Source organism: Actinoplanes sp. NPDC051388 (assembly GCF_055586225.1).
The window spans coordinates 160367-171368 of the sequence record NZ_JBVJIP010000004.1; the positions used below are offsets into that span (position 1 = coordinate 160367).

The window sequence follows — 11002 nt, forward strand, 5'->3', positions numbered from 1 at the left end:
CGTTGGCGGCGCGCGGACCCTGAGAGCGACTGGCGTCTACGTTAGACCCGGAAGTCATGTTCGCCAATCAGAACGGACTCACGCGTGACCGCCAGCCTCCTCACCACGATGGTCGAGCGCCTCGGCGCCGCTCCCCGGGCGCCCCTCTATTCGTTTCTCGACCGGCACGGGAATGAGGTGGATGCGGCCGACTGCGAGGAGATCGTGCGGCGCGCGGCCGGGACCGCCGATCTCCTCCGGACGGCCGGGGTGGGTCCCGGCGATCGCGTCCTGCTGGTGTTTCCGCCGGACGGCCTCGAATTCGTCACCGGCTTCTTCGGCTGCCTGCTGGCCGGCGCGATCGCGGTCCCGGTGGCGAGCCCCGATCCGAGGCATCTCGATCGGGAACTGCCGAAGCTGCGGCACATCGTCGAGGACAGCGGTGCGCGGGTGGCGCTCACGCACGCGAAGTACCGCGCGCTCACCACCCTCGCGTCGGTGCGGGACACCGTCTCGAACCGCCTGCGCGGCCGCGACAATTCGAGCTGGCCCGCGCTCACCTGGCTGCTGTCGAACCGCAGCAAGCGGGCGGAGCCGGAGGCGTCCGCCGACGCGCTCGCCCGCGCGGCGGACACGTTCGGCCCGGACGACATCGTTTATCTGCAATACACCTCGGGCTCCACCTCGGCGCCCAAGGGCGTGGTCGTGCGCCACCGGAATCTCCAGCACAACCTCGAACTCATCGCCCGCAACACCCGGGTCGGCAGCGCGTCGGTGCTCGTCGGCTGGGTGCCGCTGTTCCACGACATGGGACTGGCGGGCGGGATCCTCAACGCGATGCACACCGGCGCGCGCTGCATCGCCTTCTCCCCGCTGACCTTCCTCGCCGCGCCACGCCTCTGGCTGGAGGCGATCGATCGCTATCGCGGCACGCACATCGCCGGGCCGAACTTCGGCTACGACTACGTCCTGCGTGGCCTGCGCGGCGGCGAGACGCTCGACCTGTCGTCGCTGCGCGCCACGCTGCAGGGCGGCGAGCCGATGCTTCCGGCGACCATGGACCGCGTCGAAGCGGGGCTGGCGCCGATGCGGTTCGATCCGGCGTCGTTCTGCAACGTCTACGGCATGGCGGAGGCCGTACTGTTCGTCTGCGGTCAGGTCGGCGGCGGGCCGACCCTGCTCCACGGCGATCGGGCGGTGCTGGACCGGGACGGCGTGATCGTCCCGCCCGCGCCGGGCGCGCCCGTGGTGACGCTGGTGGGGAGCGGCCTCCCGGACGCGGAGCTGGGCGTGTCGGTGATCGCCGTCGACCCCGGCACCCGGCTGCCACAAGACCCCGGCGTCGTCGGGGAGCTCTGGGTGTCGAGCCCGAGCGTGTCGGACGGCTACTGGGGACGCACCGACGAGGAGAACGCGGCCGTCTTCGCCGCGCGCCTGGCGACCGGGGACGAGCGGCGCTTCCTGCGTACCGGTGATCTCGGGGTGGTCGCCGGCGACGGCGAGGTCTTCGTCTGCGGGCGCCTCAAAGACCTGATCATCATCGGCGGCCGCAACATCCATCCGGCGGACCTGGAGGCGGCGGTGGTGGCCGCCGACCCGATCCTGCGGCCGGGCAACGCGGTCGCCTTCGGCGTGCGGGTGGATGGCGTCGAACGCGTCGTCGTGGCCGCTGAGCTGCGCCGCAAGCCCCTCGAAGGCAGAGAGACCGTCCCGCTCGAACGGGCGGTGGCGGCGATTCGAGCCGCGGTGGCCGCACACTGCGGCGTGCAGTGCCACGAGGTCCTGCTGATGAAGCCGGACAGCCTGCCCAAGACGACCAGCGGCAAACCGCGGCGCGGGGAATGCCGGGAGCGATGGGTGACCGGCTCGTTGCGCTCATCGGCGCACTCCGGACATCACCGGACTTCGGCTCCGGCTCCGGCTAGTGAGCAGCACGGCGCGGAGTATGTGCTCCGGCTGCTGCAAGCCGAGGTCGCCGCCATGCTGCAGTCGAGCGACGTGCCGGTGGACGTGCCGTTGCGCGATCTCGGCCTCGACTCCCTCGGACTGATGGACCTCGCGAAACGCGTCGAGGACCGCACCGGGGTGCGGGTGGCGCCGGCGAGCGCCGATGACGGTTCGACCCTGCGGGAGACGGCGGCCTCGGTCGTGCGGGAGTTCGCACTCGCACCCTCCCCGCCGAGCGATCGATCGGAAGCGCCGGACACCGGCGAGGTCCCGTTGAGCGCCGGGCAGACGGCCGCCCTGCACCGGGGACAGTGGAACTGGTGGAACCGCGCGGTCATGCTGGACGTGCATGAGCGGCTCACGCCGGAACAGCTGCGCCGAGCCGTGTCCGCGCTGGTCGCCCGGCACGAGGCGCTGCGCCTGCGGTTCCGCCGGGCCGACGGCCACTTCACCCAGCGCTACGGCGACGTCGAGAGCAGCTTCGCCGTCGAGTCGGTCACGCTGAGCGAACCCGACGCTCTCCTCCCCCTGCTCGACGACCAGCATCGCCGGCTCAGCCTGGAGCACGGCCCGGTGCTGCGTCTCCTGCTGGTGGAGACCGGCTCGGAGCAACGCCTCTTCATCACCGTCAACCACCTCGTCATGGACGGCGTCACGCTGGGCATCCTGGTCGACGACCTGGACCGCCTCTGCCGGGAGCCCCGCACCCAGCCGCGGGCGTCGGCGACGTTCGAGGTGTTCTCCCGCTGGCAGCACGACTTCGCGCGCGGGGACGCGACCGCCGATCTGGACTTCTGGCGCGACCAGCTCACCGTGCCGCCGCCGGCCGTCTTCGACCCGCGTCCGGACATCCGGATGAAAGACCTGGAATTCGCCTTCCAAGACCTCAAACCCGACGAGACGCGTACGCTCCGCAACGTGCGCACGGGTGGCCCGGCCGGCCCCCGGGCTCCGATCGCTACGACGCTGCTCGCGGCGCTGGTGCGGACCGCTCAACGCCGATGGCGAAGTGGCCGCCTCGTCATCGAGCTGTCCAGTTTCGGGCGGCAGACGGCGGTGCACGGCCTCGACCTCTCCCGGACGGCCGGCGACATCCAGTGCGCGTTCCCGCTCACCTTCGAGGACAGCACCGGCCAGAGCCCGGAAGAGACGTTGACCGCGGTGGCCGGGCGACTCGCCCTGGTCCCCTCCGCGGGAATCTCGTTCGACGCGCTCAAGTATCTGCGCAACGGCATCCCGGACGCGCCTTCGCCGACGCTGTGGTTCAACTTCCAGGGAGAGGCGCCGACGCGCAGTGGCAGCGGCCTCTTCTCGCTGCGTGACTCCCCGCTCGGCGACATGTGGGATCCCGAGGCGGGCGTGCGGCAGCCGCCGCTCTATCTGGAATGCGCCATCGTCGCGGGCACGACGCGCTTCCGCTGGGAGTATTCGGCACGGCACCTGAACTGGTCGGGAGCGGAGATCGATGAGTGGACGACCACGTTCGCGGACGAGCTCACCGGCTTCCGTGCTCGATGACTTCCGTGCTCGATGAGCGGAAGCGGACGGCGTTACTGATCGCCGCGGTCGGGCTCCCGGCGTTCATGGTCCATCTGGACAACCTCGTCGTCACGACCGCGATGCCGGCGATCCAGTCCGCGCTCGACGCTTCGGTCGGCGACCTGCAGTGGATCGCCGACGCGTACACGCTCCCGTTCGCGGCCCTGCTGCTGCCAGCGGCGGCGCTGGGCGATCGGTGGGGCGGCGGGCGGTCTTCCTGGCCGGCATCGTCACGTTCGTCGCCGCCTCGGCCGCCTGCGCGCTGGCCACGACCGCCGGCACGCTGATGGCGGCGCGGGCGGTCCAGGGTGCGGGCGGCGCGCTCGTGGTGACGCTGTCGCTCACGCTGCTGGTGACGTCGGTGCCGGCCGGGCAGCGTGCGATGGCGATCGGCGTGCTGAGCGCGTTCAGTGGGCTCGGCATCGCGATCGGACCGGTCCTCGGCGGGGTGGTCGTGCAGAGCCTGCACTGGACCTGGATCTTCTGGCTGAACGTGCCGGTGGGCCTGGTCGCGGTCCTGCTCGCCGGTGCGCTGCTGGCCGAGTCGCACGGGCCGCCGGTCCGCCTCGACCCAGCCGGCATGGTCCTGCTCTCCGCCGCGATCTTCGCGCTGGTCTGGGGTGTGGTGCAGGCGCCGGTGCACGGCTGGACCTCCGGCCGGGTGCTGGTCGCGATCGGCGGCGGCGCGGCGCTGACCCTGGTGTTCACCGGCTGGGAGGTGCACGCCCGGTCCCCGATGCTGTCCGTGCGGTTGTTCCGGTCGCGCACGTTCAGCCTGGTCAACGCCCTCGCGTTCACGTTCAACGTCGGCGTGTTCGGCAGCATCTTCCTGCTCGCCCTGTTCTTCCAGGTCGTGCAGGGCCACGACCCGCTGGAGGCCGGCCTGCGGACCCTCCCCTGCTCGCTGGCTCCCCTGGTCGCCGGGCCGGTGGCCGGGCTGCTGGTGAACCGGTGGGGTGCGGTCCGGCTGATCCTGGCCGGCCAGGCGATGGTGGTCGTCGCGCTCTGCTGGATGGCCGCGGTCTTCTCCACCGACGTCGCCTATCCGGTGCTCGCCGGACCGTTCCTGCTGGCCGGGATCGGGCTGGGCGTGAGCTACCCGCCGATCAGCACGCTCGCCATCGACGCCGCACCGCGTGACGCGGAGGGCATGGCGATCGGCACCAACAGCACCGTGCGCGAGCTGGGCGTGGCGGTCGGCGTGGCGGTCCTGGTCTCGATCTTCGCCTCCACCGGCGCCTACACCCGGGCCGACTTCGTCGACGGCCTCACGCCGGCCCTGCTCACCGCCGCCGCATTCGTCGCGGCCGGCCTGGGCATGGCCGCCGTCCTGCCCCGGAACACCCGGGCGTGACGGCGGCGGTCAGTCGTTGTCCGAGCGGTAGCCGAGATTGGGGGCCAGCCACTTCTCCGCCTCGGAGACGGTCCAGCCCTTGCGGCGTGCGTACTCCTCGACCTGGTCGCGGCCGATCTGGCCGAGCACGAAGTACTGCGACTGCGGGTGCGAGAAGTACAGACCGCTGACCGCGGCGCCGGGCCACATGGCCATGCTCTCGGTCAGCTCGATGCCGGTGTTGGCCTGGACGTCGAGCAGCTGCCAGATCGTCTGCTTCTCGGTGTGCTCGGGGCAGGCCGGGTAGCCGGGAGCGGGCCGGATGCCGACGTACTTCTCCTTGATCAGCGCCTCGTTGTCGAGCTTCTCGTCCGGCTGGTATGCCCAGAACTCGGTGCGGACCCGCTCGTGCAGCCGCTCGGCGAAGGCCTCGGCCAGCCGGTCGGCGAGTGACTCCAGCAGGATGGCGCTGTAGTCGTCCAGCGCGGCCTTGAACTCGGCGATCTTGTCGCCGATGCCGAGACCGGCGGTCACCGCGAACGCGCCGACATAGTCCGGCAGGCCGGTGTCCCGGGGCGCGACGAAGTCGGCGAGCGACCGGTGCGGGACCCCGGCCCGGTGCTCGGTCTGCTGCCGCAGCTGGTGCAGGGTGCCGAGCATCGCGGTGCGGTCCTCGCCGGTGTAGACCTCGATGTCGTCGCCGGCCGCGTTGGCGGGGAACAGACCGAAGACACCGGCCGCGCTGATCCACTTCTCGGCGATGATCCGGTCGAGCATCACCTGGGCGTCGTCGTAGAGCCGGCGGGCGGCCTCCCCGGTGGCCGGGTTGTTGAGGATGTCGGGGAACCGGCCCTTCATCTCCCACGCGTTGAAGAACGGCTGCCAGTCGATGTACTCGCGCAGTTCGCTGATCGGGTAGTCGGGGAACGTCTTGACGAACTGGTGTGCCGCCGGCGCCGGCCGGCCGTCGTGCTGGATCCGCGGCGACTGCGCGGCGATCAGCCGGGGGCGCGGCGGGCGATAGCCGGTCCAGTCGATCGGCGTGTGGTTCTCCCGCGCCGCCGCGATCGGCAGCATCACCTTCGTCTCGTTGCGGGCGGCGTACCGCTCCCGCAGCGCCTCGTAGTCGGCCTTGACCTCGGCGAGCAGACCCGGGCGCTGCTCGTCGGAGAGCAGCGCCGCGACGACCGGCACCGAGCGCGAGGCGTCCTTCACCCAGACGACCGGCCCGTGGTATTTCTGGTCGACCTTGACCGCGGTGTGCGCCCGGGAGGTGGTGGCACCACCGAGGAGCAGGGGGATCTCCAGCCCGCGGCGCTCCATCTCGGCCGCGAAGCCGACCATCTCCTCCAGCGACGGGGTGATCAGCCCGGACAGCCCGATGATGTCGGCGCCGTGTTCCTCGGCCGCGGCGAGGATCTTCTCGGCGGGCACCATCACGCCGAGGTCGATGACGTCGTAGTTGTTGCACTGCAGGACCACGCCGACGATGTTCTTGCCGATGTCGTGCACGTCGCCCTTGACGGTGGCCATGATGACGACGCCGTTGCTGCGGCCGGCGCTCTCCGGTGTCTTGGTCGCCTCGATGAACGGGATCAGATAGGCGACGGCCTTCTTCATCACCCGCGCCGACTTGACCACCTGCGGCAGGAACATCTTCCCGGCGCCGAACAGGTCGCCGACGACGTTCATGCCGGCCATCAGCGGGCCCTCGATGACCTCGATGGGCTGGCCGCCGCGGGCCTCGATGAGCGCCCGGAGCTCCTCGGTGTCGTCTTCCACGTTGTCGTCGATGCCCTTGACCAGGGCATGCGTGATGCGTTCGCCGACCGGCAGCGAACGCCAGGCGTCGTTGACCGCCTCGGCCTTGCGGCCGTCGCCGGCGAACTCGGTGGCGATCTCCAGCAGCCGCTCCCCGGCGTCGCGGCGACGGCCCAGGATCACGTCCTCGATGCGCTCGCGCAGCACCGGGTCGACCTCGTCATAGACGACCAGGGCGCCGGCGTTCACGATGCCCATGTCCATGCCGGCGGCGACGGCGTGATAGAGGAAGACCGCGTGGATCGCCTCCCGCACGGCGTTGTTGCCGCGGAACGAGAAGGACACATTGGAAACCCCACCGGACACCAGAGCGCCCGGCAGGTTCTGCTTGATCCAGCGCGTCCCCTCGATGAAGTCGACGCCGTAGTTCGCGTGCTCCTCGATGCCGGTCGCGACCGCGAAGATGTTCGGGTCGAAGATGATGTCCTCGGCCGGGAAGCCGACGTCGTCGACGAGGATCCGGTAGGCCCGCTCGCAGATCTGCTCGCGGCGCTCGAGGTTGTCGGCCTGCCCCTCCTCGTCGAAGGCCATCACGACGACGGCGGCGCCGTACTTGCGGCACAGCCGCGCCTGGGCGCGGAACTTCTCCTCGCCCTCCTTCAGCGAGATCGAGTTCACGATCGGCTTGCCCTGCACGCAGCGCAGCCCGGCCTCGATCACCTCGAACTTCGACGAGTCGACCATCAGCGGGACCCGGCTGATGTCCGGCTCGCTCGCGATCAGCTTGACGAAGCGGTCCATCGCGGCAACGCCGTCGATCATGCCCTCGTCCATGTTGATGTCGATGACCTGGGCGCCGTTCTCGACCTGCTGACGGGCGACCGACAGCGCGGCCGGGTAGTCGCCGTCGCGGATCAGGTTGCGGAACCGCGCCGAGCCGGTGATGTTGGTCCGCTCGCCGACGTTGACGAACAGTGACTCGGCGGTGATGTTGAGCGGCTCGAGGCCGGACAGCCGGCAGGCCGTGCCGGGGGTGGCCGGCACCCGGGGGTCGAGGCCGTCGACCGCCTCGGCCATGGCCGCGATGTGCTCCGGGGTGGTGCCGCAGCATCCGCCGAGCACGTTGAGCAGGCCACTCTCGGCGAACTCCCGCACGATCGCGGCGGTCTGCGCGGGCACCTCGTCGTATTCGCCGAACTGGTTCGGCAGGCCGGCGTTCGGATAGCAGGACACGAAGCAGTCGGCCAGCCGCGACACCTCGGCCAGGTAGGGCCGCATCTCCTGCGCGCCGAGCGCGCAGTTGAGCCCGACGAGCAGCGGCCGCGCGTGCCGCACCGAGTTCCAGAACGCCTCGGTGACCTGCCCGGACAGCGTCCGGCCGGAGGCGTCGGTGATGGTGCCGGAGATCATCACCGGCCAGCGGCGCTCGCGCTGCTCGAAGAGGGTCTCCAGCGCGAAGATCGCGGCCTTGGCATTGAGCGTGTCGAAGATCGTCTCGATCATCAGGATGTCGGCGCCGCCGTCGACCAGGCCGTTGGCCTGCTCCAGGTAGGCGTCGACCAATTCGGTGTACGTGACGTTGCGCGCGCCCGGGTCGTTGACGTCCGGCGAGATCGACGCCGTCCGGTTGGTCGGGCCCAGCGCGCCGACCACGAACCGGGGCCGGGCCGGGCCGGCCGCGGTCGCCGCGTCGCACTCCACCCGGGCCAGCCGGGCCGCCTCGAGGTTGAGCTCATAGGCGATGTCCTGCATGCCGTAGTCGGCGAGGGAGATCCGCTGGGCGTTGAAGGTGTTCGTCTCGATCAGGTCGGCCCCGGCCCGCAGGTAGTCGCGGTGGATCTCGCGGATCGCCTCGGGCTGGGTGATCGACAGCAGGTCGTTGTTGCCCCGCACGTCGGACGGCCACTCCGCGAACCGCTCACCCCGGAAGTCCTGCTCGGTGAAGACGTGCCGCTGGATCATCGTGCCCATGGCGCCGTCGAGGACGAGGATCCGGGACCGCAGGAGTTCGGTCAGCTGTGCGGTGGCATCCGGGCGCAAGGACATTTGCACGATTCTGTCAGCCCGCGAGCCAACCCGCGAACGCGGACCGCCGGACAAGCACCGGATCGGGCCAAGATGTGAGCGACGTCGCAGTCCGGCACGGCTTGGAGGCGGCGCCTACCGGGCGGTGTCCAGCAGGTCGCCGAGGTTCGGGGACACGCCGTCACCGCCTCCGGATCGGAGCGTCAGAGCCTCCGGATCGGAGCGTCAGAAGGGAGGCGCGTCCTGGCCCATCAGCGCGAGCGTGACGCCGCCCTTGCCGCTCTTGACGCTCTGCACCACGACCTTGCCCGTGCTGCCGTCCGGCAGCTCCAACGTGAAGGACTTTCCGACCGAATTTCGGGGACCGTGCCCGGCGCTGTTCGCGGGCCGGAAGTCACCGGCCCACGGCGGAACTCCGCCCTTGCGCGCGGGCTCGGCGAAGAGCGCGGCGGTGCCGGGCGTCCTGGTGCCGTCTGAGGAAACGAGCGTCGAAGCACTGCGGAAGGTAGCCATATGCGGCAACGATATCGCGGTCCGCGCTCATTCGGGTGATCGACATCGTGCCCGGGTGGAGGGATCTGCCGGCCCGTCGATGTGACCGTTGACACAGGACACCTGCTTCGAGCAGGGTGGGAGTCCCGATCAAGGAGGCTGCGGTGGCGACTTCCGACAAGGCGAGCAATGCGACCGGAGTGGTGGCTGCCTTCCCCACCCGGCACCTCCCGGCGCCGCGGATCCGCGACATGCCGGACGAGCCGCGCGGCTACTGGAAGCTGATCGGGCCGGGCATCATCGCCGCCGGCGTCGGCCTGGCCTCCGGCGAGTTCGTGCTGTTCCCCTACATCGCCTCGCAGGTCGGGCTGGTGTTCGTGTGGGCGGCGCTGGTCGGCCTGATCACCCAGTACTTCCTCAACATGGAGATCGAGCGATACACGCTGGCCACCGGCGAGACCGCCCTCACCGGGTTCAGCCGGTACTGGCGGCACTGGGGTCTGTTCTTCGCGATCCTCACCTACTTCGCGAACCTGTGGCCGGGCTGGGCGACGAGCTCGGCGACGCTGACCACGTACATCTTCGGTGGCAACCGCACGGTGATCGCGGTCTGCATGCTGCTGATCATCGGCCTGGTCCTCACGCTCGCGCCGGTGGTCTACGTCGCGCTCGAGAAGGCGCAGATGGTGAAGGTCGCCGCGGTGGTGGCGCTGTTCCTGATCGGTGCGGTCTTCGCGATCGGCGCGGCGGCATACAACGACCTGCCGCAGGTGGTGACGCAGCCGGGGCTGCCGATCGAGGAGCTGGGCTTCGCGCTGCTGCTCGGGGCGCTCGCGTTCGCCGGTGCGGGCGGCGGGCAGAACCTCGTTCAATCGAACTGGATCCGCGACAAGGGCTACGGCATGGGTACGTATGTGCCACGGCTGGTCAGCCCTGTGACCGGCCAGCCCGAGGCGGAGCCGAGCACCGGGTACGCCTTCGAGCCCACCCCGGACAACCTGCGGCGCTGGCGCGGCTGGTGGAAGTTCGCGAACATCGAGCAGCTCACCACCTTCGTCCTCATCACGTTCCTCACGATCATGTTCACCTCGCTGCTCGCGTACTCCACGGTGTTCGGCCGCGAGGGCCTGGAGAACAGCATCGGCTTCCTCGAGATCGAGGGTCAGGTCCTGGGTGAGCGGGTCGGATCGTGGTTCCAATACCTGTTCTGGTTCATCGGCGCGTTCTCGCTGTTCGCCGCGTCGATGGGCATCGTCGACTACACCAGCCGGCTGGCGGCCGACGTCATCAAGACCTCCTATGCCCGCGACGCCAACGAGAGCAAGGTCTACGCCGCGCTGGTCTGGGGCCTGATCCTGATCGGCATCGTGGTCCTGCTGTCCGGCTTCAGCCAGCCCATCGTGCTGCTGGTGATCTCGGCCGTGGTGGGCGGCTTCATGATGTTCATCTACTCCGGCCTGCTGATCCTGATCAACCGCCGCACCCTGCCCGCGCCGATCCGCATCCGCGGCGTGCGACTGGGCGCGTTGATCTGGTCGTTCCTGCTCTTCGGCGTGCTGTCGGTGCTGACCTTCCAGGACCGGATCGGCGAGCTCTTCAAGTAACCGGCCGGGTGAGTCGACTGCGTGTTGCCAGATCACTTGTGCCGGACGAGGGGGTGGACGGACCGGCCTAGTTTGTCGGCGTAACATCATCGAGATCTCCGCCAACCCGACCAGTTCCGGTAGGCAGTCGGCCTCGCGGGCGGGCCACATCCGCAGGGCGAGTATTTCGGGATCCGCCGAGTGCGCCGCGGCATCGGCGATGAGCTTGAACGCCTTCGTGGCAGCGGCGTTCATATTCGCGGCGTGGACCAGGACGCGCCAGCAGGTGCGGCGGTCGTGCTCCATCGACATCGTCCCGGGAAGGGCCCCGGAACGTAGCCAT

Annotated in this window: 6 protein-coding genes; 4 read left to right on the top strand and 2 right to left on the bottom strand. The window is 70.0% G+C overall.

What is annotated here, in order from left to right; translation table 11 throughout:
- The first annotated feature begins 84 nt into the window (after positions 1 to 84).
- Genes ACZ6TI_RS12585 through ACZ6TI_RS12595 form a run of 3 tightly spaced genes read left to right on the top strand, consistent with a single transcriptional unit; the run spans position 85 to position 4819 of the window.
- Complete coding sequence (locus ACZ6TI_RS12585; protein WP_465345141.1) at positions 85 to 3444, top strand: AMP-binding protein; 3360 nt, start codon at positions 85 to 87, stop codon at positions 3442 to 3444.
- Between the two features lie 5 nt (positions 3445 to 3449).
- Positions 3450 to 3752 carry a hypothetical protein gene (locus ACZ6TI_RS12590; RefSeq protein WP_465345142.1) on the top strand — a complete coding sequence of 101 codons (303 nt, stop codon included), beginning with the start codon at positions 3450 to 3452 and terminating at the stop codon, positions 3750 to 3752.
- The gene (locus ACZ6TI_RS12595) at positions 3662 to 4819 is read left to right on the top strand and encodes an MFS transporter (protein ID WP_465345143.1); all 1158 of its coding nucleotides are present in this window, start codon (positions 3662 to 3664) and stop codon (positions 4817 to 4819) included. The genes ACZ6TI_RS12590 and ACZ6TI_RS12595 overlap by 91 nt, the downstream gene beginning before the upstream one ends.
- Positions 4820 to 4828: 9 nt before the next feature.
- Here ACZ6TI_RS12595 and metH read toward each other — a convergent pair whose 3' ends face one another.
- Positions 4829 to 8605: a methionine synthase gene (metH, locus tag ACZ6TI_RS12600; RefSeq protein WP_465345144.1), complete on the bottom strand. Its 3777-nt coding sequence runs from the start codon at positions 8603 to 8605 to the stop codon at positions 4829 to 4831.
- Positions 8606 to 8809: 204 nt separating this feature from the next.
- A complete protein-coding gene (locus tag ACZ6TI_RS12605; protein WP_465345145.1) occupies positions 8810 to 9097 on the bottom strand; it encodes a hypothetical protein in 288 nt (95 codons plus the stop codon).
- A 143-nt stretch (positions 9098 to 9240) separates the two neighbouring features.
- On the opposite strand from ACZ6TI_RS12605, the gene ACZ6TI_RS12610 reads away from it, so the two are divergent.
- Positions 9241 to 10680: an Nramp family divalent metal transporter gene (locus ACZ6TI_RS12610; RefSeq protein ID WP_465345146.1), complete on the top strand. Its 1440-nt coding sequence runs from the start codon at positions 9241 to 9243 to the stop codon at positions 10678 to 10680.
- Positions 10681 to 11002 lie beyond the last annotated feature (322 nt).